The organism is Bacillus sp. NMTD17 (assembly GCF_002998735.1).
In the GTDB taxonomy this organism is placed as follows: Bacteria; Bacillota; Bacilli; order Bacillales; family Bacillaceae; genus Bacillus.
The window spans coordinates 397,838-423,864 of sequence record NZ_PVRH01000002.1; the positions used below are offsets into that span (position 1 = coordinate 397,838).

General features: G+C 40.8%; 25 protein-coding genes and 1 pseudogene. 8 read left to right on the forward strand and 18 right to left on the reverse strand.

Translation table 11 applies throughout. From position 1 onward, the window contains the following. Positions 1–17 precede the first annotated feature (17 nt). From C6347_RS07135 to fadH, 8 genes are all read right to left on the reverse strand, one after another. The gene (locus tag C6347_RS07135) at positions 18–899 is read right to left on the reverse strand and encodes a transcriptional regulator CcpC (RefSeq protein WP_003211236.1); all 882 of its coding nucleotides are present in this window, start codon (positions 897–899) and stop codon (positions 18–20) included. A gap of 96 nt (positions 900–995) precedes the next feature. Continuing rightward, on the reverse strand, positions 996–1,439 hold the full coding sequence (cbpB, locus tag C6347_RS07140; RefSeq protein WP_034663872.1) for a cyclic-di-AMP-binding protein CbpB: 444 nt from the start codon (positions 1,437–1,439) through the stop codon (positions 996–998). 146 nt (positions 1,440–1,585) lie between these two features. Continuing rightward, on the reverse strand, positions 1,586–1,777 hold the full coding sequence (abbA, locus tag C6347_RS07145) for an antirepressor AbbA (RefSeq protein ID WP_003210802.1): 192 nt from the start codon (positions 1,775–1,777) through the stop codon (positions 1,586–1,588). Between the two features lie 149 nt (positions 1,778–1,926). Then, the gene (locus tag C6347_RS07150) at positions 1,927–2,442 is read right to left on the reverse strand and encodes a ribonuclease H-like YkuK family protein (RefSeq protein ID WP_034662766.1); all 516 of its coding nucleotides are present in this window, start codon (positions 2,440–2,442) and stop codon (positions 1,927–1,929) included. A 145-nt stretch (positions 2,443–2,587) separates the two neighbouring features. Continuing rightward, positions 2,588–2,830 carry a YkuJ family protein gene (locus tag C6347_RS07155; protein ID WP_003212254.1) on the reverse strand — a complete coding sequence of 81 codons (243 nt, stop codon included), beginning with the start codon at positions 2,828–2,830 and terminating at the stop codon, positions 2,588–2,590. Positions 2,831–3,014: 184 nt separating this feature from the next. Next, positions 3,015–3,911: a manganese catalase family protein gene (locus C6347_RS07160; RefSeq protein ID WP_060596142.1), complete on the reverse strand. Its 897-nt coding sequence runs from the start codon at positions 3,909–3,911 to the stop codon at positions 3,015–3,017. A gap of 259 nt (positions 3,912–4,170) precedes the next feature. Beyond that, positions 4,171–5,391: an EAL domain-containing protein gene (locus tag C6347_RS07165; RefSeq protein ID WP_106071611.1), complete on the reverse strand. Its 1,221-nt coding sequence runs from the start codon at positions 5,389–5,391 to the stop codon at positions 4,171–4,173. A gap of 64 nt (positions 5,392–5,455) precedes the next feature. Next, on the reverse strand, positions 5,456–6,220 hold the full coding sequence (gene fadH / locus C6347_RS07170; RefSeq protein WP_034662771.1) for a 2,4-dienoyl-CoA reductase: 765 nt from the start codon (positions 6,218–6,220) through the stop codon (positions 5,456–5,458). A 137-nt stretch (positions 6,221–6,357) separates the two neighbouring features. On the opposite strand from fadH, the gene C6347_RS07175 reads away from it, so the two are divergent. The 5 genes from C6347_RS07175 to C6347_RS07200 all read left to right on the forward strand — a co-directional run bounded on the left by C6347_RS07175 (position 6,358) and on the right by C6347_RS07200 (position 10,935). After that, a complete protein-coding gene (locus C6347_RS07175) occupies positions 6,358–7,215 on the forward strand; it encodes a metallophosphoesterase (protein WP_060596141.1) in 858 nt (285 codons plus the stop codon). 156 nt (positions 7,216–7,371) lie between these two features. Further along, complete coding sequence (locus C6347_RS07180) at positions 7,372–7,869, forward strand: L,D-transpeptidase family protein (RefSeq protein ID WP_060596140.1); 498 nt, start codon at positions 7,372–7,374, stop codon at positions 7,867–7,869. 73 nt (positions 7,870–7,942) lie between these two features. Then, the gene (locus C6347_RS07185) at positions 7,943–9,220 is read left to right on the forward strand and encodes an MFS transporter (RefSeq protein WP_034662784.1); all 1,278 of its coding nucleotides are present in this window, start codon (positions 7,943–7,945) and stop codon (positions 9,218–9,220) included. A 320-nt stretch (positions 9,221–9,540) separates the two neighbouring features. Beyond that, positions 9,541–9,756: a hypothetical protein gene (locus C6347_RS07190; protein WP_003211341.1), complete on the forward strand. Its 216-nt coding sequence runs from the start codon at positions 9,541–9,543 to the stop codon at positions 9,754–9,756. A 717-nt stretch (positions 9,757–10,473) separates the two neighbouring features. Then, positions 10,474–10,935, forward strand: a complete 462-nt coding sequence (locus C6347_RS07200) for a YkyB family protein (protein WP_012009774.1) — start codon at positions 10,474–10,476, stop codon at positions 10,933–10,935. A gap of 34 nt (positions 10,936–10,969) precedes the next feature. On the opposite strand, the gene C6347_RS07205 is transcribed toward C6347_RS07200, so the two are convergent. The 3 genes from C6347_RS07205 to C6347_RS07215 form a co-directional block, all read right to left on the reverse strand. Then, positions 10,970–11,878, reverse strand: a complete 909-nt coding sequence (locus C6347_RS07205; protein WP_034662787.1) for a chemotaxis protein — start codon at positions 11,876–11,878, stop codon at positions 10,970–10,972. A gap of 73 nt (positions 11,879–11,951) precedes the next feature. Next, positions 11,952–13,262, reverse strand: coding sequence for an MFS transporter (locus C6347_RS07210; protein WP_181185446.1), 1,311 nt, complete (start codon positions 13,260–13,262; stop codon positions 11,952–11,954). Between the two features lie 125 nt (positions 13,263–13,387). Then, positions 13,388–13,927, reverse strand: a complete 540-nt coding sequence (locus tag C6347_RS07215) for an RDD family protein (protein ID WP_060596139.1) — start codon at positions 13,925–13,927, stop codon at positions 13,388–13,390. A 301-nt stretch (positions 13,928–14,228) separates the two neighbouring features. Between C6347_RS07215 and C6347_RS19210 the strand changes: the two genes are divergently transcribed. Then, entirely contained in the window at positions 14,229–14,381 is a 153-nt protein-coding gene (locus C6347_RS19210) for a hypothetical protein (protein WP_162839369.1), read from the forward strand. A gap of 62 nt (positions 14,382–14,443) precedes the next feature. On the opposite strand, the gene C6347_RS07220 is transcribed toward C6347_RS19210, so the two are convergent. Next, positions 14,444–15,328: a cation diffusion facilitator family transporter gene (locus C6347_RS07220; RefSeq protein ID WP_060596138.1), complete on the reverse strand. Its 885-nt coding sequence runs from the start codon at positions 15,326–15,328 to the stop codon at positions 14,444–14,446. 292 nt (positions 15,329–15,620) lie between these two features. Here C6347_RS07220 and C6347_RS07225 point away from each other — a divergent pair, with 292 nt between their 5' ends. After that, complete coding sequence (locus tag C6347_RS07225; protein ID WP_003210942.1) at positions 15,621–16,790, forward strand: aminotransferase A; 1,170 nt, start codon at positions 15,621–15,623, stop codon at positions 16,788–16,790. 25 nt (positions 16,791–16,815) lie between these two features. Here C6347_RS07225 and C6347_RS07230 read toward each other — a convergent pair whose 3' ends face one another. Next, on the reverse strand, positions 16,816–18,645 hold the full coding sequence (locus tag C6347_RS07230) for a PAS domain-containing sensor histidine kinase (protein ID WP_060596136.1): 1,830 nt from the start codon (positions 18,643–18,645) through the stop codon (positions 16,816–16,818). A 155-nt stretch (positions 18,646–18,800) separates the two neighbouring features. Then, positions 18,801–20,927 (reverse strand): peptidoglycan D,D-transpeptidase FtsI family protein, encoded by a 2,127-nt coding sequence (locus tag C6347_RS07235; protein WP_106071532.1) that lies wholly within the window; start codon positions 20,925–20,927, stop codon positions 18,801–18,803. A gap of 336 nt (positions 20,928–21,263) precedes the next feature. On the opposite strand from C6347_RS07235, the gene C6347_RS07240 reads away from it, so the two are divergent. After that, positions 21,264–22,064 carry a CAP domain-containing protein gene (locus C6347_RS07240; RefSeq protein ID WP_060596134.1) on the forward strand — a complete coding sequence of 267 codons (801 nt, stop codon included), beginning with the start codon at positions 21,264–21,266 and terminating at the stop codon, positions 22,062–22,064. A gap of 237 nt (positions 22,065–22,301) precedes the next feature. Here C6347_RS07240 and C6347_RS07245 read toward each other — a convergent pair whose 3' ends face one another. The 4 genes and pseudogenes from C6347_RS07245 to C6347_RS19635 form a co-directional block, all read right to left on the reverse strand. After that, on the reverse strand, positions 22,302–23,132 hold the full coding sequence (locus tag C6347_RS07245; RefSeq protein ID WP_374955732.1) for an NAD(P)-dependent oxidoreductase: 831 nt from the start codon (positions 23,130–23,132) through the stop codon (positions 22,302–22,304). A gap of 52 nt (positions 23,133–23,184) precedes the next feature. Next, positions 23,185–23,970, reverse strand: coding sequence for an SDR family oxidoreductase (locus C6347_RS07250; RefSeq protein ID WP_066030970.1), 786 nt, complete (start codon positions 23,968–23,970; stop codon positions 23,185–23,187). A gap of 74 nt (positions 23,971–24,044) precedes the next feature. Next, on the reverse strand, positions 24,045–24,992 hold the full coding sequence (locus tag C6347_RS19630; protein ID WP_374955733.1) for a methyl-accepting chemotaxis protein: 948 nt from the start codon (positions 24,990–24,992) through the stop codon (positions 24,045–24,047). After that, a pseudogene (locus tag C6347_RS19635) lies at positions 24,984–26,006 on the reverse strand (HAMP domain-containing protein); the annotation flags it as partial. The gene C6347_RS19630 and the pseudogene C6347_RS19635, both read right to left, overlap by 9 nt. Positions 26,007–26,027 lie beyond the last annotated feature (21 nt).

Below are 26,027 nucleotides of genomic sequence, written 5' to 3' on the forward strand. Positions count from 1 at the left end.
CTCTTCCAAGAAGGTACTTACACCGCATCACTTTCAAGCATTTCTTTGACCACACCGACAAATGCTTGCACCTGTTTTAATTGAAAAGAAGCTTCATAGCCTAGCAGCCATGTGTCACGTCCGATTTGCTCTCCATTCACGTCAACAAGCGGTGTTTTATGAACACTTTTTTCGTGGTCATATAAGGTGACTGAAGGCAAAATGGCGTAGCCGATGCCGTGGTAGGCCATTTGTTTACATGTCTCAATCTGGTCCACTAGAATCGTCTGCTTTGGAGACACTTTAAATTTTTGGTGCCACCAGTGCTGGATTTCCTGATAATACGTGCTGTCACTTTTAAATTGAATAAACGGGCGTTCTGTCTCGATTAACTCGTCCACGTCTTTGATGACAGAATCGACTAAATATAAATGATCTGTCATCAAATATTCCTTTGTTCCCTTCCAATCAGGGTTTCCGCGAATAATTCCAATGTGCACGTGGTCCTCGTATAAGCTTTTGAGCATTTCACTACTCCAGCCGGTCACAAGTGATACCTTCGCATTTGGATATTTTTCGACATACCGCTTTAACACTTTCGGCAGCCAGTGCTGTCCAATAATGGATGCAACCGCAAGCTTTAGTGTACCGTGAATTTCCCCTTCAAGTTCATCGATTCGTTCTCTCACTCGATCTTGCTCAACCGTCACCTCTTTTGCAAATTGAATGATCTGTTCACCTGCCGAAGTCACGGTGAGCCCTTTCTGAGAACGAAAAAAGATTTTGGTTCCCCACTCTTTTTCGATCGTCTGCAATCTTTGGGATAAAGCAGGCTGAGAGACAAAGAGCCGCTCCGAAGCCTTTCTCATATTCAATTCTTCACTAAGCACAACAAGCATATGTAACTCCTGAAGCTGCATGGGCGTCCCCTTTCTCTCTATAAGATTTTCTTATTCCATATGGTCATTATATAAATTATAGCTTATGAAGGCAAAAAAAATAAGCTGGGCTTCAGCTCATTTTTTCGCGGCATGAATCACTTCATTTAAGCGCTTTAATACAACACGTCGTGTAAATATTCCTTCAAAGACTTGCTCCTCATTTTCTACACAAACAAATCCATTATTCGTCACAGCGTGAACGCCTTTTAGCACAGGGTCCGTTGTTTTAAGTCTTGGAATATCAGTCAGCATGACCTCTTCTACCTTCAGTTGGTCCAGCTTTTCGAATTCAATTCGTTCTAAACCAAAGATCTTATCCATGATCATATTCGTTCCAATTAACCCATGCAGATGATAAGAAGGATCTAAAACCGGGATGGCTGTATATCCTGTTTTTGTTAGGACCAATAAGGCATGCTCAAGGTTATTTCCAATTTGAACATGTGCCACTTTATCTGCATCAATCATATGCTCGGCTATTGTTGACTCAAGCAATTGAGTTGGTTCTATCTCTATCATGTTTCTTCGACCCCTTTTCTCTCGATCATCAATCATACATTCCCCTTTACCATTAAGCATAAACTAAAACGAAATTTGTCGAAAGATTTTTTCTGCATAAAAAAGATACTCAGCTCCCGAGTATCTAATAGAATGTTAAATCAATATTAATTCTCAAACCTTACTCTGTCATACAATGTGATCAATTGCTTATACGTATTGTCATCGACATTTTTTGTTCCACATTCTATATCATTGATCTCACTGCTTAGTAATTCGACAGCATATTCCTGATTCAGCAATACGTTTAATAATAGCTTTTTCTCTTCTTCATTAAAACGATTTTCGATGACGCTCATCCAACATCAGGCCCCCTGTTTCATATATGCTTTTATATTGATTAGCAGGCTTTTGAATGTCTGCTTCCTCTCTATACAGCTAGAATAAGGAACTAGAATCGAATCGTCAACCGCACGTTTCGACAAGGTTTGGAGAAAAATGACGGAATTTATTTTGTGTATCGATTGGCATAGCAAAATGCTGCGTATGAGTCGGGTTTTATTTTAGCTTCAATTCCCATAGCTGTGATCATTCCGGTCATTTCCTGGATCAGCTCTTTCGTACTTCCTTTTTTGCCAATATCTAGATGGGCTTCAAACCGGAGGTCTGCCCCTTCCTCAGCAAACGGAAGAAGCAAATCCATCAGTTCTGTTAAAGGTCCCTCAAGGATGTCTGCACATACCTTTTGGCTAAACGCTGTCTCTAATGAAATTTTTTCTCTAAGACTTTGCACAGGCCTGCTGATCACTTGTTGTGTGAGGCAGCCCCAAGCCCCTTTGCCAATCCGGTGGAGATGAATTGCAGTCATAAATCTTGTGACATTTTGATTGACCTGAGAGTCCGTACCAATTGATAACACATAGGCGGATCTAGGGTCTTTTCGAATAAAGTCTTTCATTCTCATGACGACATCAGAAAACGCTAAATAATCTTCAGAAAGATTGTAGTAAAAAGAATCACTCACAGAAAGGAACTCCTTTTTAATGGTCTCTTATCCGAAATATGCGCTGATTGATCATCTTCCATTTGTACACAGCCAATAATGACACATGTATATTGCCGCAAATAAACGAAGGAATCCTTAGAAAAAACATTTCATACGATTCAGCTTAGGATTGTAGAAGCTCAAAAATCTCAATCGAAATCATATCAATGTTGTCAAATGGGAAAGTATTTGGCTTATCCCCTTGTTGAAAAACAGTCAATTCAAACGTTTGATTCTTTTCGAAATACTTAACACTACAGATTTTCTCACCGTTCACTTCGAAATAACGCTGTGCCGGTTCGTTTGCAGCTTCTGCTGTCTCTTGAAGACTTTGCAGCCTTGTAATGATACCCATTAATTGTGACATTCTAAAAAAAGACTCCTTTCAAAAAAACAACTCAAGATGAACCCGTATTGATTATACACAAGTCCTACAAAGCATCATACCATAAAGTGTTCTCAGATGATATTTTTCCTCTTGAATTCAAAAAAAGAAAAAGAATCTGTTTTTTTAGTTTGAGTCTTTTTTCTGATCTCATGCGCCATGTTTTTTATAAACCCGCAGATCTCATCAGCCGTTTGGCAATTTCGTCAAAATCCTCTTTGGAAATGCCTGGGGCAAACTCTTCCGGTAATTCTCTATAATCTGGCACAGGTGCTCCTTGAGGCGTACCCTCAATCACTGTGAGCGGCTTTCCATCAATCGGATGGTTGCCTTTCCAAATCTTATTAATGTCCTTGTAATCCGTATCACTAAATGTGTACAGCTTTGTATGGACATTTTGGTCTTCAAATTTCCTCGCTGAATCAAAGTATTTGTTGTCGAGGTTTGGGATCGGCAACATCTTTCCTAGATCTACACCCGTGGCTACCTCAAGCGCCTTTGCATATGCCACAACATGCACTCCGCCCCTGACGAGTAAATAACCGATCATCTCTCTTGCTGTAGGATGATCTGTCATTTCATATACGCGCATTTTGTGTGTACGAGCTCCGCATTCAAGGAAGAAGTTATGAAGGAGGTCAAGAATCAGGTTGCCGCTTGAGAACACATTCTCCCCGGTCCAAGGTTTTGCCATGGAATCAAACGGATAGCCTGTTTGAGCCGTTTGAATAAAATGCTGTGTATTTCGTTTATCGACAGCCGCTTTCATCGGTGTCGTATCTGGATCTCCGCCATGGGTGGTCCCTGTAATCATAAGATTCACAGCTGTGGTCACAAGTTCTACATGACCGAATTCTTCAGCCGTAATACTGGATACGAGGTCATAAAACGGTTTGAGTTTTCGTTTTCCTCTAAAGTTAAAGGATTGAAACATGTAATTATTTAATGTGGACATTTCACCGAATTTTCCGCCGAGTAATTCTTGCACAGCAGCAGCACCATTTGCATCTGGGTGATCTGGTCTTGGCAAATCAATCAGCAGCCGCTTGTCGCGTTTGATCATGACGTTCCCTCCTACCGTCTAACTATCATCACTTAAGATGTATGGAGGGATTGGGATGTCCTATGCATGAGGGGAAGATGAAAAGCACAAAAAAACTTGGCGGGGGTAGCGCCAAGTTTTTTGGATCTTGATCTGATAGAGGGGTTGGGGAACAGAGAGTAGCTTCTCTCTATAACTAAATGATAATGATTATCAGTTTCATTGTCAACCATTTTTTATTTCTTTTTTCTATTTAAAAAAACAGCCTAAACGGCTGCTTTTAAATTAATCCATCTTGCTCATATAAATAGGCATACGGAAGGTCTATAAACAAATACATGTCTCCCTCTAACGGATAAGAAAACGTACGTATCCTCTCACCGGTTTCTAAATCGCTGTAAATATCACTGAAAAATCCTTTCCCGCTCATTCTCATTTGGAGAATATTCGCTAGGAAATAAGGGCGCCAGCTCCAGTTTTTCTCGATATATTCAGGCTGAAACAGCCATTCTTTTTCTTTTTTAAACACATTACCAGTGATTTGAAAGCCTTCTTCATTACACATATAAATCCGAAAGCTGCAATCCGTTAATTCTAATGCCAGCTTTTGTATGAGTTCATCATTTGTGCTGCATGATTTTTTTAATATCGTGACCGCTTGATGAATTCGCTTATAAAATGTTTCAGAATGTTCGTAGACAGTTTGAAGTTTCTTTTTCTCATGGGCAATAAATTGCTGGAATTCTTCTCTCAGCTGATCTTTTCGTTTATTGCGGTCGATTAATTCCGCCACCGGCTCGTGAAGATAGAACCCTTGAAAGTATCTGCCGCCATTTCTCCAAGCATATTGCAGCTGAAAATTTGCTTCAATGTCTTCATAAATTAAAGCCGCCCCTATTTTTCTCGCAAGCAATGAAATGCTGTACAAGACATATTCATAGGAAGGAGAAGGAGCCGATGCCCTTAATGCGTGTAAATCTATTTTTAATAGATCGGGTGAGAGCAAGGCAATCCGGTCAAGATTGCTGCTTTCTTTTCCAATATTTGAGATGGCGATTTTAATACCATATGTACGAAAATACGTTATCGTATGGTAAAGCTGTTCAATATCGCCGCTAAACGTATGCTCTGTAAATTCGATAACAAACCGATTAAGCTGAATGCCCCTTGCTTCATATTCCTTCAAAAGTTCTAAAAAGCTTTCACCATGATCAAGCATCAGGATATTGGCATCATGATTAATAAAAATGAGCAAATCATCATCTGCTGTTGTGAAAAGATCGAGTGCTTGCGTCAGTACTTTATGATCTACTTCCACTTTATATTCGTCAGGAATAGATGAATCCGTAAAGAAGGAGCCTAGGCTAACTGTTTCAGACTCAAGCTTCATTCTTCCTAAAATCTCATAGCCTATCACTTTTTGCTCTTCCGCACTGAATATGGCTTGATAGTGCGGGAAAACATCTTCAATATTCGTTAAAATATCCAATGGATCGACCATTTTCATCACCTGCTTCTCTCTTTGTGTGATTATAACACATCAAAAGCAGGTCTTACATCGTCATTCAAAATGGGGATTGGTTGAGCCATTGACCCCCATCCATCGTGATACAATCTCCATTTATATATGAGGCTTGCTCAGATAATAAAAAGCTCGCAAGCTCTGCAATTTCCTCTGGTGTGCCCAGTCTGCCAAGAGGAACACTATCTAATGTTCTTTGCGCTGCCTCTTCCGATTCCCACAGTTTATCCGCACCGCCTGTTCTCTCGATTGGTCCTGGTGCGATGGCATTGACGCGAATTCGATATTGCTTTCCCCATTCCACTGCAAGCGTTCGAGTGAGAGATAAAACACCTGCCTTTGCTGCCGCTGAATGCGCCACACCTACACCAGCACCCCATGCATAGGTAGCCACCATATTGATCATACTTCCCCTTTTCTTTTGACGAATCCAGTAATTGCCCACTGCATGACTGCAAAAAAATGTTCCATTTAATACAATATCTATGACAGCCTTCCAGCCGTTAGGAGACAGTTTTTCTGCTGGAACCAAAAAGTTTCCTGCAGCATTGTTAATCAGAGCGTCCACATCACCAAATGTATCTACCGCAAACTTGACCATTTGATCGGCATCCTCTGGATTTCGCACATCCATTTGGAAGTAAGCGATCGAGCCGCCATTCTGCTTTATTTCATTTGCCGCCTTTTCTAACGTTTCTTCCGTTCTTCCAGTAATCACGACATTCCAGCCTCCGTGTGCCAAATGGGCAGCCATCGCCTTCCCCATTCCGCTTGATCCCCCTGTGACAATCACTGTTTGTTTCGTCATTTGTTCTCCCCCTCTGTGGTTTTGAATGACTATTCATTCATTATTTTCTATCATATCATGATTGACCCTAGATGCACCATATGGGAGATTCATCAAATATGATGCTATACTTAATTTTATTTATAAAGGAGTCTTATATGAAGCAACTTTCTCGGAGACAGTTTTTAAAAGGAGCAGCTGGCGCGAGCATTCTCGGTTTTTTAGCTACAACATGTGGATACGGATATGCCAGATACATCGAACCACGCATGATCGATACCGTGTCACTGACCATTCAGGATGCTCAACTTCCAGCTTCATTTGACCAGTTTAAAATCGCTCAATTTAGTGATGTTCATTTAAGTGATACATTTCCTGCGAAAGAATTAGAATCCGTCGTCCAGCAAATCAACGCTGAGTCTCCAGACCTCATTGTGTTCACAGGTGACCTCGTTGATTTTCAAGCATCGATTGAAGAGCATGAAAAAGCGAAAGCATATTTGACCAAGCTCCATGCCCCGTTTGGTAAGCTCGCAATATGCGGAAATCATGACTACGGACCATTTGGCGTTGATCTTTATGAGAAAACGATGAAAGCTTGCGGTTTTACAATATGTAAAAATGATGTGTTTCAATTAGAAAAAGAAGGGGCGCATATTCAGATTGCTACATTGGATGACCTGATGATGAGTGTGCCGGATTATGACCTGATTAAGCGGGAAGTATCCTCTGATTTATTTACGTTACTGCTCGTACATGAGCCTGATGCAGCATTGGAGTTAAATACAACTCCCATTAACTTGCAGCTTTCTGGACATACCCATGGCGGACAGGTGCAGCTTCCTTTCTATGGCCCCATTCTCACAGCACCTTACGGCCATACATATGTGGAAGGTTTATACGGAAGTTATCAGCACCGAATCTATGTCAACCGCGGACTTGGGACAACAAGACTGCCACTTCGATTTTTAGCCAAACCTGAATTAACCTTTTTCACCCTCTCCTCTCGCATTTAGACAGAAGCCAAATTGCTCCTTTTTGCATATGTATAATCAAAGATCTTTCTCATGACAAATGTTAGGAGAAACCTTCCTTCGCCTGATTCCGTCCATATATATATCTAGTGACGGACATCATGGCTTCTTTTATTTGAGTGAAAGGAGTGTCCTTTGGTGCTGCGATATACGGTGAAAAATGGAGAAACCCTTGCTTCTATAGCACTTGATTTCCGAACAACAACAGATGCTTTAAAGGCTGCAAATCCGTCACTTCAAGGTCAAGAGCCTGTACAAAATGAGGTCATCATCATTCCTGGTCTGCCCGATCCTAGTTCGATCCCTTACCGCATCTCTGTTTCGATTTCAAGGAAACGTCTCGTATTGTTTTCTGGATCACAGCTTATTCGGTCGTATCCGATCGCAACAGGAAGAATTTTAAATATGACACCGACAGGTTCTTATTATATTGTCAACAGACAGCCAAACCCAGGAGGTCCCTTTGGCGCCTATTGGCTGAGCCTATCGAAAATTCATTACGGCATCCACGGTACGAATAACCCGTCTTCAATTGGTAAAGCTGTGTCTAGAGGGTGCATTCGTATGTATAATCAGAATGTCATCGAACTTGCTTCAATCGTTCCAAACGGAACACCTGTGACCATTAGCCAGTAGGAGAAATTAATTGTATGAATGCTTAAAATTTTATATGATATAAAGTGGGATCTTCAGGTTAAGGAGCGTATTTATGGATATTTTTAAAAACAGAAATTTTGTTCGTCTCTTTTTTGCAGCACTTGCTTCGCAAATGGGGACAACAGTAGGCAATATGGCGTTTGCCTTTTATTTGCTCGATCATTTTAGTCATCAGCCCGCCTATGCCACATTAGCAGAGCTCATGTATTCACTTCCAACGATCTTTGTCTTTTTTATGGTCGGTGTAGTAGCAGATCGTTTTGATCGTAAAAAAGTCGCAGAGAATTGCGATTGGATACGAGCTGGGCTGACGATTGTTTTATTCATTGTGATTTATTTCAATTCACTTCCACTTATTTTCTTGATCTTGTTTATACGAAGTGCCATTACGAAGTTCTTCTATCCAGCTGAAGCCTCTCTCGTTCAGGCGATTTTAAATAAAGATCAATATGCCAAAGCCGCTGGCTTAAATCAAATGCTGTTTAGTTTATTCATGGTATTTGGTGTTGGAATCGGTGCTATTATGTATAAGACAATTGGACTTCACGGTGCCATTACCATTGATTTGATCAGTTTTATTGTTTCAGGCATCCTGATTCGTTCATGTAACATTCCAATTGAAGCACGTCAGCCAAATGGACAAGCAGGCTGGAGAGGCATGACCATTAAAACGTCTCTAAAAGATTTTAAAGAAGGCATTCTTTACATTATAAAAAATAAATTATTGGCTTCTTTAATTTTTGGCTTTTTTGTTTTTGGTCTAGTCAATGGCGCATTTGCTGTACTTCCAATGTTTACAATGAAATATGGCCTTTCACCGGACCATTTTGAACTGCATACATCCTTCTTTACAATCGCGATCGGTGCCGGTCTACTTGTTGGCAGCTTAATGGGCTCTGTTCTCGCTAAAAAAGTAAAGATGCAATATCTCATGTCGCTTCCGATTTTGGTTGCAGGCATTCTGATTTTTGTACTTGGTTCCACCCATACACTATGGTTGTTTTATGTCACATCATTTGTCATTGGTACATGTATTGGACCGGTCAACATTGTCATTGGCGGCTGGCTGCCGAGAATCGTCCATCCTCGTCTGATGGGACGTGTGTCAGGATGGGTTGATCCACTTACCATGTTTGCTCAATCCATGACATTAGGTCTGATTGCGGTACTATTTCCAAAACTCATTACAAACGTTTCTTATATTTATTACGGAATGGGCGTTATTATTTTACTCGTTTTCCTTTTTTACTTCATTACACTGCCGAAGTTCAGCAGAGAAGCTGCCGACTTAGACGTGCAGCGAGAACTAAAAGGCCAGGGAGCGCAATAATTGAACAGGAAAAAGGGCTTTCTTTAAAAGGAAGTCCTTTTTTTCATAGCTGAAACGCCCTACGACGTTATTTACTCTGTTGATTGAAGCTATTTGAAGCAACATCAACCAATAGAGGAGTCAACATACCCTTCAATCGATCCATTCTTCTTTTTTAACTTTTACCTCTTACATCCATTCTATCAATCCCTTTCATTATTTAGCCTTTATTTCTTTTTTTCAAAAAACAGGAACGTGTATAAAATTGCAAAAATTTTTATAAAATTTCTTTACATCTTTGGAAGTTTTATAGTAGGATAGTCAGGTTGGAGGTGAGGGGTATGCTAAAAAGTTATTATTTTATTCATACAAAAGATGATCAAGGACAGTATGTTGTACATACAGAAGATTGTGCATTTTTAGGTGATGCTGCAAGCCGTAAATTGATTGGTCTGCACATGAGTGGCGAGAGCGCCATTGATGAAGCTAAACAAATGACGAATGAAACTGATTTTAATGGTTGTTTTTATTGCGCTTATTCAAGTCATAAGAAATAGACCATGTTGTTAAACCATATGTTCGACATGTTGTCAGGCATATGGTAAAGTTTCAGACGAAATATGTAAAAATGAATCCAAATTGAGAAACTACCCATTTATTTAAATAGGTAGTTATCATGAACTAATAGTTCACTTCATATATATTTCATTCAGTCAATTCTTCTGCCCTTCTTGCAATGAACGTCTCTTCTCCTTTGCCCACCAATGACACCGTCAGCAATGGATTTGCCAACATTATCGAAAAGATGCTACTTCAAGATATCCCTCATGCTGGTCAGCTAAACCGCTCTGAATGCTGCAGATCCTTCAATTAAAGAAGTTTATAGAAGTTACCTCCTCATTATGTGAAAGTTCAACAAAGCCTCATCCTGCTTCAAAAAACGGACTTCAATACAGAAATTGCTTACCAAAGCAGCTTCAACTATGCTTAAAAGAATGAATATACAACACCTTTAGCATATAGAAAATGAAATGCGCCGCATTCTTTCCACCTGAAACAGATAGAAGAAAAATCATAGTGAATAGATGCTGTGTCTTTGCTGATCATTCTGCCATTTTTATATTCAACCACGTTTTAGAACCCTCCTGAATGGCTATTGTAGATAAGAGGGCTATGAATCCTATCGCTTTTACAATAACTCTATTTGCAATTTACTAATAAAAACGTATAATTTATACTAAGCACAGGAAGACGAAAGACAAAGGAGAGAAAAAATGGACGATTATGCTCATACTAAAGACATAGAACCTACAGCAGAAAACATCGCAAAAGCCATTTATACTGTTAACCGCCATGCTAAAACCGCACCAAACCCCAAGTTTCTTTATCTTTTGAAAAAACGTGCGCTGCAAAAACTATTGCAAGAAGGTAAAGGAAGAAAAGTGGGCCTACATTTCTCTAACAATCCCAAATATAGTCAACAACAGTCCGACGTGCTGATTGAAATTGGAGATTATTATTTTCACCTGCCACCAACCAAAGAAGACTTCGAATTTTTGCCACACTTAGGAAATTTAAATCAATCATATCGCAATCCGAAAGCGAATATGTCATTAAACCGAGCAAAGCAACTACTTCAAACGTATGTCGGTTTAAAAGAAAAACCTACCGCCACAAAACAAAAATCACATTACACAAAGCCCGTCTTCAAACGACTCGGGGAAAGTTATTTTTAAACAAAAAAACCACTCATGCCGAGTGGTTTTTTGTTTAGATAATAAAGTGATCGACTTTTTCAATCAGCTGATGAATTTCTGGTTTACTAATTTGATCATCTGCACCGATTGTTTCCCCTTTATGGCGCAAATCTTCAGTGATTAACGAAGAGAAGATGAGAATCGGTATGGAACTCGTTAAAGGATTTTCCTTCAACAGTTTCGTTAATCGGTGACCATCCATTTTTGGCATTTCAATATCCGTAATAATCATATCAATTTCTTCTGTCACACTGATTCCTTTACTGACAAGGTCCATGACGTGGTCATATGCCTGTTTGCCATCTTCAAAGGTCACAATGTTTTTATAGCCTGCTTCGGTTAATTCATTTGTTAATAAACGCATGAGAAGCGGAGAGTCTTCAACGACATAAAGCTTCTTCCCTGTTCTTCTCTCGTCTTTCTCACCGTCAAACATATGATACGTTTCTACTCCAGAAGCGGATTCAATATCATAAATGATTTTCTCGTAATCTGGAAGGAAAATCATTTTTTCATCAAGCTTAATGATGCCCGTTAAATGACGGTCCATCCCTTGATTGAGTGCAGTTGGCTTTTCAATTTCTTCCCAGCTGACGCGGTGAATTTGTGATACCGTTCCTGTATGGAACACAAATTTCCGTTGGTTGAATTCAGTCACAATATATTTCTCTTGTTCTGACTGATCTGACTCGACATTAAAAAAGGAAAATAGATTGATGACTGGTAAAATCTCGCCTCGTAAACTAATCATCCCTTCTACATCTTGATGAGAGTGCGGTACAACCGTCACCTCAACCGGCTGAATGATTTCTCTTACTTTCATGACGTTAATGCCGAATTGATTTGAACCAATTTCAAACTTCACAATTTCCAATTCATTGGTACCAGAGTCAAGTAAAATTTCTTGTTTGTTTAAAGCCACGGAAATCCCTCTATTCTTCAATATAAGATTGTACTTTTTATATCGGCAGCATAGGTAAAAAGTTGACGTTTCTTTACGCTTTCTCTCGTACGAATTGATGAATCACAAGTCCTATCGCTGCAAGAATGAGTAAAGACCCTAGTGCAAGGCGGCTTGCGAGATTTCCGTGCTCTGCAAACAGCAGAGTGACTGAGCCATAAATGATGGGTCCAATAATGGAAGACACCTTCCCTGAGAATGCAAAGAGACCAAAGAACTGTCCTCTCTTTTCCTTAGGTGTCAGCTCAATTATCAATATTCGTGATGCCCCCCAGCTTGCGCCGAGTGAAATTCCGAATAAACTGCCGGCCACCCAGAAAACCCATTCCGTTGTGGCTGTCACAGCCAAAATCAGGGCCACGATCAAAATCACATACACGACTGTAATCGAGCGCTTTGCCCCAATCGCCTTTGTGATATATCCAAATAGAAAGGAGCCAATGATACTTGAAATGGTCGACACCAGATAAAGCAGAATAAATTGCCCAGCGGTAAAGCCAATGATGATTTTGGCATAAACAGCCATCATCGCAATCGCTGTCTGTAAGGCATCATTCATAAAAAAGAAAGCAATCATAAAGATAAAAGCCGGTTTGAATTGCTTCATCTCTTTAAACGTGCGAATAATTTCTTTATACCCGCTGAAAAATGACGCCTTTTTCTCTTGCTGCGGCAGCGGATGAGGGTCTTTTACAAAAAAGAGAAAGGGCAGGAAAAAGAGAAAGAATAAAAGCGCTGTCGGAATAAATGCTTCATGAAATTGGTCATTGCCGACAAGTAAATAAACTGAGAGACCGACAAGCGTCCCTAAATAACCAACGGCAATGCCAAACCCAGAAATAAGCGGTATTTCATCCTTTGTCCCAAGATCGGGCAGAATGGTGTCATAAAACACTAGGCTCGAGTGATAGAAAAATTTTGCGATCACAAACAAGGTGACCACTACTAATAAGGAGACAGGCAGCCCAAACCATTCGCTTGAGAAATCAATTCCAGCAAAGATCCCCATCAAAAACGTACAAGTTATACATATTAAAGTAAACACTGTGATGTAGCGCTTCTTTTTTCCTGTACGATCGATCAGAACCCCGTATAATGGTGTAAAAATGACGAGAAAAATGCTGGCTAGTGCGTTTGCATAAGAAATAAACGTACTGGCGATCTGATCCATTCTCGCACTTTCTCCAATCGTTTCCTGCAAGTAGAACGGGAAGAAAATGGTGATCATATTGGATGAAAATATCGTATTTGCAAAGTCATACAATGCCCAGGCCAAAACAGGTGCTGTCAAAAACAACCCGAAGCCTGCCCCTTTTTTCTGCATGGTCTTTTTTCCTGTTCTCAATCGTTTGTCTCCCTTCCCTACCTGATTTTTCACTATCATTCTATTTTATGTCATCCTTCACTCTTCCATACAAGCAATCTATACAAAAAGCACCCCTTACGATTGAGCAGAGGTGCTTTTTTTCTTTATTTCTTCACAACAATCGTACTTGCAATTAAATCGTGAAGCGCTTGTTTTTTCTCTGTGAAAAAGGCAATGATGTACCCAATACATAAGATTGGAGACAAAAAGACTTTTGCAAAAAAGCGGCCAGTTGCTCGTCCGAATGTTACTTTTTCGCCTGTTACTTTTGTCACTTTGATCCCAAGAGCCATCTTACCAAGAGTTCCTTGCAGTTTTGATGCTTCCATAATAGCGTAATAAAGCCATGTCAACACGATACCGATTAAGATCGATGCTACGTAGAAAAAGATAAGTCCCATAATGACAGCCCATTCTTCATCCGTCATGACGGTTGTGGAATAGTAATAGCTGTCATCCTCTAGCATAAATGCTGCCTCTGGGCTTGAGACAAAAAAGAGTGTGAACAAAATAAACATAATGAAGGCATAAGGAACACTGATAATGACGCCGTCCAAAAGGTGGGCAAGAAAGCGGTAGCCCACGCCTGCTAGCTCAGGATGCTTCTTTTCTTGAATGTGTGGTTCTGTTATGTTTGTTTCCATCCTATTTCTCCTTTATTATGTATGTTTTCTATAAATTTCTTATAATCATTCGTTATTATATCTTATGAATATAGTAAGATCAATGGAGTTGTACACTTTTACATATATTTTAGATCAGTTTGTTCTTAATGTTTTATGTGAATAAATACTGAAAATTTGTGAAAATCATGGCACTTCTAGTTCTTTTACCTCCTGATTTTTTAACATTTTGTGATATTTTCGTCTTGTTTCCATTCTGCTGTTGACAACCGCTCTTCACATGGTACAATAGTCAAGGATTTTTTAAAGAAAGGTGTTCATGATGGGAACTGTCGTACTATTAAAGAACAACGAAATGACTGTGATTGAAGATATTTGCGAAGCTGATTTTTTGGACATGAAGCATGATTTGTCAAATGATGACGCAGCTTATATCTCTTGGTATGAAGATTACGATACTGCTTATGGATATTGATTTCATTTCATAGATGAAGCGTAAAAAAAGGCGATACAACCTAAGTTGGTTGATCGCCTTTTTTACGTTTGTGAAGTTCTTTCACTTTCAGGTTCTACATGAATAAAGATTTGTGCATGCGGAAATTCTTGCTGAATCTTCTCTTCAATTCGATCACATAATTGGTGAACATCTTCAATCGTTGTCTTACCATCTACAATCAAATGGAAATCAATATATTCCTCTGCACCGGATCGTCTTGTTCGAAAGTCATGATATTCGATGAACTCTTGACTGAATCCTTGAATGATTGCTTCTATCGATTTTTCTTCCTCGGGTGTTAGCCGGGCGTCTACAAGCGGCGGGAAGGCTTCTTTCATGAGTTTAAATGCTTCACGCATAATAAAGAGAGCGAGTATCATTCCAATGATCGGATCTAAGAAATACCAATCGGTTAATGCTACAAGCAATAAACTGAATGCGACCCCTAGTGACGTATACACATCTGTTAACAGGTGCAATGCATTCGATTTCATGGCAACAGAATGCACTCGCTCCGCCTCTTTGTTCACAACCTTCGATACGATAAAATTGATGAGCGCGCCTATCAGCATCACCACAATGCCAAGCACAGGCAGCTTGACTGGCTCTGGGTGCATTAATTTGTGAACACATTCGTATATGATCCAAATGCCAGCAACGAAAATCAGCAAGGTCTCAATCGTTCCTGAAATATTTTCGACTTTTCCATGTCCATAAGGATGTTTAGAATCTGCTGGCTTTCTTGAAATACGAACAGAGATAAATGCAATAAAAGATGCCATTAAATCGAGAAAAGAATGAATGGCTTCTGATAAAACCGCAACAGATCCAGTGAGCAGCCCCACAATGATTTTTAAGATGACAACAAATGTGTTACTCATCACGGATAGAAACGCGATTTTCGATGTCTTCGCTGATTGTTCCATCTATCGTCCTCCTTTAGGAGATCGTATGTCTATGAAAGCAATTCCCATGACCTGATTCTCACGTTCTTTCAGTTTACACAGTTGTGACGTTTTCTAATCCTGTTCACCGCAGCCTGTATTTTCTCGTGAGGTTACGCTATAATAAATGTTGCTCTTTCTTCAATATATCACTCATGCTGTGATGAATAGGAGAATAGACTACAGATAATGATATCCAGTGCCTTTCGCGGGTGACATTTATGCAGTGAATGGTAAAATAGGATAAAAACATAAATTTTTAAGGTGATGAGAAATGGAGCATTTGCTGAATCCAAGAGTAAAGGATATTGAAATTTCAGGCATTCGAACATTTTCAAATCTCGTATCGTCATATGAGGATGTCGTTTCTTTGACGATAGGCCAGCCCGATTTTTATACGCCGCATCATGTCAAAACAGCTGCCAAAGCAGCCATTGACGAGAATTTCACCTCGTACACTCATAATGCTGGTTTCCTAGAGCTAAGACAAGCGATCCAGCACTACATCAAGAAGAAAGTCAATCTTGATTATGATGCAGAGTCAGAAATCATTGTGACGACAGGTGCAAGTCAAGCGATTGATGCTGCGTTTCGAACCATTTTGTCAGAGGGTGACGAGGTCATTTTACCTGGACCTGTCTACCCTGGCTATGAACCGATCATTCGAATGTGTGGCGGGAAGCCTGTACATATCGACACAACGAATGCTGGCTTTAAATTAAATGCCAAGCTGATTGAGGATGCATTAACGGAAAAGACAAAGTGTGTTGTGCTTCCTTATCCTTCGAACCCAACTGGTGTCACGCTTTCGGAAGAAGAATTGAAAGAGATTGCCCAGCTCCTTGAAGGAAAAGACATCTTTATTTTATCCGATGAAATCTATAGCGAGCTGACATTTGACCGGCCGCATCATTCAATTGCCTCTTTCTTAAAGGAACAGACCATTGTGATTAACGGACTGTCTAAATCTCATAGCATGACCGGTTGGAGAATTGGCTTTTTATTTGCTTCAGCTCCAATTGCTAAACATGTATTAAAAGTACATCAATATAACGTGTCTTGTGCCTCGGCTGTCTCACAAAAGGCGGCACTTGAAGCTGTGACAAATGGTGTGGATGATGCACTCATCATGAGAGAGCAATATAAGAAAAGACTCGATTATGTATATGATCGGCTCATTTCTATGGGGCTTCCGGTCATTAAGCCTTCTGGCGCTTTTTATATTTTTCCATCCATTGAATCGTTTGGGATGAGTTCCTTTGATTTTTGTATGGAGCTGTTAGAAAGTACAAGACTTGCTGTTGTACCAGGGTCTGCTTTCTCTCCACTCGGCGAAGGGTATGTGCGTCTGTCCTATGCTTATTCACTTGAAACACTGAAAGAAGGACTTGACCGCCTAGAACAATTCGTCCTTGAAAAACGTTCAATTCATTTAACAGACTGAAACAACGGCTCTCTTGCCGTTGTTTTTATTTTGCAGGAAACATGATGTGAAATACGGTGCCCTTTTCGGGATGACTATCCACACGGATCGTCCCGTTGTGATTTTCTAAAATATTAAATGTCACCATGAGGCCAAGTCCAGTGCCTTTTTCCTTTGTCGTTAAAAAAGGCTCTCCTATTCGCTTCATGACCGATTCAGGAATGCCGACCCCTTCATCACGAATGGTGACGAGAATCCCATCTCTTTCTGCTTTGGCCGTAATGTCAACCTTACCTCCGTCCGGCATGGATTCGACGGCATTTTTGATTAAATTGATAAACACCTGCTTGAGCTGATTTTGATCCCCGTTCATCAGGAGATCCTCTTCTATCTCACTTGTATTCATTAAAATACCATTTAAGTTCGCTTGTGTTTCTAATAGAGCCGTGACTTCGCTGATGATTTTTTTCAAATCAAGTGTCTGCATCGATGCCGTTTGCTGCGGTTTTGCCAGCATGAGCAACTCGCTTAATATAATCTCTATCCGGCTCAGCTCAGAGAAAACAATCTCGAAATATTGATCGCGATCTTTTGTTTTCGGTTTAATGAGCTGCAAAAAGCCTTTGATAGCGGTCAATGGGTTCCTGATTTCATGTGCAATGCCAGCTGCCAATTGACCTGCGATCGATAATTTTTCAGATCGGAGCATGAGCTCTTCTGTCTGCTTACGTTCCGATATATCTCTTAAAATAATTTGAACGGCTGTTTCCCCAAAGAATGTGGTTGGGATACACACCATTTCAGTATAAATCAGCTTGTGTTTAAATGTATGACAGCTCATCGTGACAATCTCGGAATCTGATGCTCTTTCAATAATACGCGACAAGCTCTTTTTCACTTTTTGCTGGTCACAGGAATGTATCTGGTGGAAAATATCCTTTCCTATTAATTTATCGTAATGTTCGGCTTCAAATAATTTAATGCCTGATTCATTCATAAACACCCATTTATGATCATGAATGACCGCAATCGTATCAATGGAGTTTTGGATGAGCAGCTGATACCGCTCCCGGCTTTTTTGAAGAACGGTTTGGAATTTCTTACGGGATGAAATGTCCACTAACAGCAAAAGCTCTGCCCGCTGATTTTGATAGATCGTAGGTGATGACTTCACTTCGATATGAATGCTGCTCCCATCTTTCCGCTTCCATATCTGTTCAATCATTCCGACTGGAAGGCCTTGCTGCAGCCTCGTAATTCGGCTTCTCACAATGTCATGGTACTCCTCAGCAATAAAGTCAAATGCAGTTTTGCCGATCATGTCATCTCTTGTACTTACCCCCATTAATTGAAGCATCGCATCATTCGCATAAACAATTTCCCCTAAAATCGTAATACATAACGGATTTGGCAGCATGGCAATCAATTGTTCAGCTTCACTGACATGTTGGAAAGCCGGCAGACTGCCTAACGACTGTTCTGACACTTCTGATGTTGTTTGAAATGCTGCTTTTTGCGGTTCAGCGTCCAGCACCCTCATTTTTAGGATCATTTCTCTACTTAATTCACTGTCTAACTCATCACAAGCAACAAAATCAATACTAGCTTCAATCCATACAGCTGTTAGGTCACTTCTAAGTAGCCTAAAGTGGGAAATCTCTAGCATGTGCTGATTGTAGAAATAACTCTCGACGAGAAATTGATCTTCGGTATGAACAAAGTCTTTCAAAAAACACCCTAGTAAATCCTTTTGTTCATAGAGCAAAAGCTGCTTACAGTTAGAAGAAATGTAGAGAAAGCGGCCATTAGAAGAAAGAACGGCATGTAAATCAATATTCGAATAAAGCTGATTCGAATCTTTCATTTTTTGTTCCATCGTCGTCCGACCCTCCTTTTCATTTTTTAGGGTTGTCCTTAGATTGATGTATAAAAAAGATTCGCTAGAAAACCCGTATTTTCCTTCCGTCATCGAGGGAAACGTCCATATTTTCAGCAAAAAAGAGCACATTCTCTTGCTGTGCTCTCTGCTGTTTACTGCTTTTCGTATTTCTTTTGTAATTCAACGTACTTATCAATAATTTTACTTGGGATGGTTTTAATGACGGAATCTTTATCTGAGACATAAGGTGTCACGACACTAAAAGCCACCTTCGGATTGGACGATGGATAATATCCCCCAAAGGTTAAATTGTACGTGGCATTTCCCCACCAGCTGCGGTTAGCACCATAGTAAAAGGTTTGGGCCGTCCCTGTTTTTCCTGCGACATCATGCTGACCAAAACGGCCAGCGGCAGTTCCACCTGTTGATGTGACCATTTTCAGCCCCATTTTGACGCGGTCAATATCTGCTTTTGAATTGTTAATCGTGTTCAGCACTTTCGGCTCATATTTTTTCACGACTGGGCCTACTTCATTCTTCTTCGTTGGAAGGTGAACGCTTTTCACCACTCTTGGCTGAACGCGATTTCCTCCATTGGCGATCGTCGACATGTACTGGGCAACTTGAAGCGGTGTATACGTGTCATACTGGCCAATTGCTTCATCGAGCAAAAGTCCGCCGACCGTCTTAGGATGTGTCTGCATCCCGCTTGATTCCTGCGGCAGGTCGATCCCTGTTTTTACGCCAAGACCGAATTGCGCATAATAGTTTCTCATTTTTTGCAGGTGCTCAGGTCTTGCCGGTAACGGACCATCCTTTTGATAGGTGATGCCCGCCATTCTCATCGCTACTTGGAACATGTAGACGTTGGAACTTTTTTGGAGAGCCTGAAGGTCATTGACCCATCCAAGAACTTTGTAAGACTGTTTCGGCTTTCCATTACTTCCTGCAAAATAAAGCGGTGTATCCATATAGGATTGGTTGTGTGACATCCCGTCCTGATAACCGCCAAGTACTGTGGCTCCTTTGACAACAGAGCCCATTTCGTACTGGGTCGTAAATGTTCCGATGGCATAATCTGTGACGTCTCTGCCATCCATTTTCTTGCCAGACATCGCAAGAACATCCCCAGTGTTAGGGTCCATCATCACGACAAATGCGCGGTCCATCATATAGTTTCTCGCACTAGCGGATCTAAGCTCTGATTCGACGATCTTGTCGACTTCCTTTTGCAGCTCCATATCAAATGTCAGTGCAAGATCAAGTCCTCTTCGTCCCTCTGTCCGCTTGATTTCATCGAGCAGCTTCCCGCCAACCTGAGTATATTGAACGGTCGCTTTCTCTGGGTTCAGAAAATCCTCGTATTGATACTCTAAATAGCTCTTCCCTACCCGGTCATTTCGTGAGTAGCCTCTTGCCATATAGTAATCTTCACGCTCTTTTATAATGCCTTGCTCTGGTGTGGTCACACCGCCAAGTACATTATAAAGCGTCTTTTCATACGGGTATTTTCTTGTCCAATCATTGATGACATTTACACCAGGCAGTTCATCCAGATGCTCTGACACAAGTGAAATCTCTTCATATGTCAAACTCACGGATGACGTCTGCTTGGATTCTTTTGTTTCATCAAGCAAAGCCACTTTTTCGTCCCCTTTTTTCTCTTCGTTCGGGTCCATTGCTTTCACAATTTGAGGCTCAAAGGCATATCCGCCTGTAAATCTACGATAGATCGCTGCAACTGCTTTTTCCTCTGCATTTTTTTCGATCGCCTTGACCTCTTCCTTAGGCACGCGCTCTACTTGAAGTGGATAGACATCTTTTGCTTTAAGATTCTTTTGCTCTGCTTTTGAAATGAGCTTATCCGCTTCTTTCGGATGGCTTGCCAGCCAAAAATCTCGAATGTCACGCTCTCTCAAAAAATCAGTATCCATTTTTATATAAGTTGCAAGTTTTCTTGCTACTTTAATCTTATCCTTCGCCTTCACACCACTTTCTGATGTATAAACGATGGCAGGTACACTTTCGTTATCAACGACGACTCTTCCTCTCGCGTCATACATTTTTCCTCTCGGAGACGGGTATGATGCTGTTTTGACCTCTGTTCGGTTTGCTTGCTTTTTATAATCCTCACCATTGACGATCTGCAGCACACCAAGCTTGATCACAAGTCCAGCAAATAAACTAAAGACAGCGAAGAAAAAGAGATTAATCCTCCAGGCGTTCCGGCGCTTGAATTTTTTCTGCTCGGCACCACCTTGATGCTGTTTCTCTCCCACTTATGTAGCTCCTCTCATCCTTTCAATCTTTTACAATTACCACTCATTATTGTAACACTTTTGTAATAGTTGTTACAGCGAAACAAGTGAAAAAAAGCTGTCAATCCCTATTATGCAAAAAAATATACTAACACTTTAAAATATTGGTATGTTTATGTCGTTTTCATTAAATGGAAGAATTCCCTATCCTTTGATATGAGGCGGGTTTTTTTGTGACTTTAACAAAAATGACAAACAGGCATTGTCAATGGAGGATGCTGGTACGTTTATAACAAAAAGTCCATGTTATGATTTTCTGTGAGAAAACAAAACAAAGATTTTAGGAGGAGTTACAATATGAAGAAGAAATCATTCTTTTTTTCAGCGCTAACGGCTGCTGCACTCATCACGTTCACTGGGGGACATTCAGCTGATGCGAAGGAGCTTAACCTGAAACAAGTAATACATGTACAGCATCAAACCATTGATCTTCATACATTAGCTGCAAAATTACATATCTCTTCAGATGTAAACAAGCTAAGCAAGTCGAATCAAAAAGAGATCGAAGCTCTTTTAAACAAGCTGATCAAAAGCGGTCAACCTGTTACTGGCACAAAAGTGGTGAAAGAAGTAAACAAAGCAAAAAATGAACAAAAACAAGAATCAGTGAAAAAACCTACTGCTTCTAAACCAAGTGCGCCAGCAAAACAAAATACAAACAACAATAACAATACAAAAGCTGATCAAAAAGACACAACGACAGCAAAAGCAGACAGCAGCTTGAATGCATTTGAAAAAGAAGTCGTTGAGCTTACAAACAAAGAGCGTGCAAAGCAAGGATTAAAAGCACTTTCTGTTGATTCAAAACTAAGCAAATCTGCTCGCGCAAAATCTCAAGATATGAAAGATAAAAACTATTTCTCTCATACAAGCCCAACTTACGGATCTCCATTTGATCAAATGAAGAAATTCGGTATCACTTACAAAACAGCAGGTGAAAACATTGCCCAAGGTCAAAGATCTCCTCAAGAAGTGGTGACTGCTTGGATGAACAGTGAAGGTCACAGAGCAAATATCTTAAATAAAAGCTATACACATATCGGTGTTGGTTATGTGAAATCTGGTAACTACTGGACGCAGCAATTCATCGGAAAATAAGATATCTAAAAAACCTGTCCCTAAATGGGACAGGCCAGATTGTTAACAAAGTGCTAAAATGATCTTCATTTTAGCCTTTTGTCTTCTTTTCAGCGTGATAGAAAACCTTTGCAGTCTAGGAAGGACGAGTACCGGAGCGGAGCGAATTTGACATTCGTGAGCACCGGCACGCAGGACTGACACCGAATGCGAGGGTTTGTCTACACGCTGACCTGTCCCTAAATGGGACAGGTCTTTTTATTTTACCCATAATTTATATATACTCTGTGTGCCGCTGTTTTCTTGGCCCTGTTCGCTCAGCTTTTCATAAAGTGATTTTGCAAGTGAAAGTCCTGGCATTTCTTCTCCCATCAGTTCTGCTTCCTCAAGTGCAATGCCCATATCCTTGATAAAATGCTTCACGTAGAACCCTGGCTCGAAATCACCTTTCAGCATTCTTGGTGCAAGGTTTGACAAGGACCAGCTTCCTGCTGCGCCCGTTGTGATGCTTTTGAGCACGTGCTCTGGATCAAGTCCTGATTTTTCGGCATAGGCCATAGCCTCTGCAACGCCTACCATACCTGCTGCGATCGCAATTTGGTTACACATTTTGGTATGCTGACCGCTTCCTGCAGGTCCTTGATATTGAATGTTTTCGCCCATTTGCTCAAATAAGGGCAGGCACGCTTCATAGGCTGATTTTTCTCCGCCAATCATGATCGCAAGCGTTCCATTTTTTGCGCCTACGTCTCCGCCAGAAACTGGTGCATCTAACGCAAACAATCCTTTTTCTTTCGCTTTCACTTCAATTTCTTTTGCCAGCTGAGGCTTCGATGTCGTCATATCTATCAGATAAGTACCAGGCGTAGCATGTGCCACAAGCCCCTCTTCACCTAAATAGATTTCTTCTACATCTGATGGATATCCTACCATTGTGATGACAGCATCTGCATGTTCTGCAATTTCCTTCACTGCCGGCTTCCATGATGCGCCTTTTTGAATGAGCGCATCTGCTTTCGCTTTTGTTCTTGTATAAACGAGAACTTCATAACCAGCATCCATTAAATGTTCTGCCATACTGCGTCCCATTACACCAATTCCAATAAAACCAACTGTTTTGATTGTCACCCCATGTTCCTCCTTAAAGAGACTTTGTCAATCCACCATCAATGATGAGTGTTTGACCTGTCATATATGTACTTGCTTCAGATAAAAGAAAAGCTGCATATGCTGCAAATTCCTCTGGCTGTCCGTAGCGGCCAAGCGGAATCGCACGTTCAGCCTGTGCTTTGATTTCTTCAACTGTTTGGTGCTCTGCCTGTGCGCGGTGCTTGTCCAGCTGTTTAACGCGGTCTGTTTCAATTTTCCCTGGGGCTAACGTATTAATCAAAATTCCATCCTTTGCAAGCTCCTGAGCGGCTGTTTTTGTCCAGCCGACAATAGCTGGTCTAAAAGTATTTGACAGCATCAAGCCTGGGATCGGTTCTTTTACTGACATGGACGCAATGTTTAATACGCGTGCGCCGTGTTTTTTCAAATAAGGCAAGGCCTCTTTTAATAATCGAATATAGCTGAGTAAATGAAGCTGAAATGATTCCAACCAGTCCTCATCTGTTAAGGTTTCAAGCGTCCCTGTTTTTGGCCCGCCTGTATTGTTCACAAGAATGTCTAGACACTTCTCATCACCAGCTGCCGCTTGAACGAGCGCCTTGATTTGCTGCGCGTCAGACACATCACATACTTGATAAGTCAGCTTTCCTTTTACAAGCGGAGATAATTCTTTCACCGTTTCTTTCAGCGTGTGCTCATGCCTTCCTGAAAGCATCACATCCGCTCCCTCTTTTGCTAGAGCAAAGGCAATCGCTTTTCCGATACCTTGACTGCTTGCAGCGACCAATGCTTTTTTCCCAGATAAATTGACATTCATGTCAACACCTCCTCTGCTTTATTTTATCATACAAAAAGAACCTTGCTCACGCCGCAAGGTTCCTTTCCGCTTGATTACAGCTTAAACCGATCAACCGCCTGACGTAATGCCTGGCTTGATTCGTTCAGCATTTCAGTCGAAGTTTTCGTTCTTTCTAAAGCTTGGACTTGTTCATCTGTAGACGCATGCACTTCCTCAGCTGAAGCCGCAGATTCTTCTGAGATCGCAGCAATGCTTTGAATGGAGTCATTCATTTTCTGCTGTTCGTCTGTCATTTCATTGATCTGTGTATGAATGCTGTCAATTGAGCCGACAAGTGCCTGCATTTCCATTGTGATGCTACTCAGTGCCTCGCCTGTTGCATTAATGGCGTCACCTTGTTCCTCATTCATCTTACTTGCTGCCGTCATCGCTTCAGCCGCCTTCTTCGATTCATCTTGAATGAGTTTGACGGTTTCACTAATGTGTTTGGTTGATTGCGCAGATTGTTCAGCAAGCTTTCTGACTTCTTCTGCAACAACAGCAAATCCTCGTCCGCTTTCTCCGGCTCTCGCTGCTTCAATGCTTGCATTCAGTGCAAGTAAATTCGTTTGATCAGAGATTTCAGAGATGGCGGTCACAACGTTTTCAATATTTTTCGTTTTATGTTCAAGGTCAAGCAGCATTTGTTCCACTTTCTTCGATTCTTCGTTCGCTTGTGTTGATTTTTGAACGAGCATACCTAGTGCATCTAGCCCTCTATAGCCTGCATCTTCAGATGATTTTGAGTTGGCTTGCATTTGCGTGGCAAGCTCACCCATATGACGTACTTTTTCATATAAATGCTCTGATTTCTCATTAATCGTTTCTGCTTCTGAAGCCTGCTTAGACGCACCTGTTGCCACCTCTTGAATGGCCGTTGCAATCTGTTCGCTCGACAGTAAGGTTTCATTTGAAATTTGCGTGACTTCATCCGTTGATGTCACTACTTGGTCTGAAGCCCCTTTTACTTTTTCAATTAACTCCCTAATGTCCTCTATCATTTGATTAAAGCTTTTCGTGAGGAGACCAATTTCATCTTTGGACTTCACTTCAAGCGTACTTGTTAAATCGCCTTCTGACACCTTACGCACATGCCCTGTTAGACGCTTGATTGGCGTAGTAATGCTTCTTGCCAATAAGAAGCTGAGGATCATCGCAAGAATAATAGCAATGACGGATATAATGATACTTGTCTGATTCATTTGTTCTGTGATCCAAAGCAGTTTCTTTTTCTCAAAGCTGACACCAACCGTCCAATCGGCTTCTTTGATTTTAGATATGACCGTCAGTTCTTTGCTGTCATCAATACCTGAGTTGTCAAGCGCTTTTTTCACAGAGGCGACCTTTGATATGTTTTTTCCTTGCTCTGTTGGATGCGCCAAAATGGTGCCTGTGTTATCAACTAAGAAAGCGGTCCCTTTATAAGGAATCTCTTGTTCATTTATATAAGATTGAATGGAGGACAGCTTCAAATCAAGTCCAGCGACCCCAATGACCTTTCCATTTTTGACAATCGCCTTCGTGGCTGAGACAATCACTTTTTTCGTTGCTTCATCAATATATGGATCTGTCCAAACAACCTGATCAGGCTTTTCGGCTGCTTGTTTAAACCAGCCTTGTTTAGATGGATCATACCCTTCGCCAAGATCGAACTCTGGGAAGCCGAGCATTTTGCCATCAGTTGTTCCAATATAAGCAAACGAAATGAGTTTATCCTGTTCCTGCAAGTTTTTTATTGCACTTTTTTCAAAATCCAGTGTTTGCTTTGTTTGCTTTTGCGCAAATTCTTCAGTTATTTTACCTGTTGCCAATTTGTTAATTGTATTGCCGTAATTATCAAGCTTTTCTGTAATAATGTCTTTCAGGCTTTCTGCCGTTGCTGTGGCGGTCGTTTTTGCATCTCGTTCAATCAGTGGTGTTAATACCATGTTGGAACCCACTTGAACTGCCACAACGGTTAAAATTAAAATAACTGAGATGAAAACAGCTATTCTCACTTGAAGTTTCTTAAACATCTCATCACCCCTACATCCTAC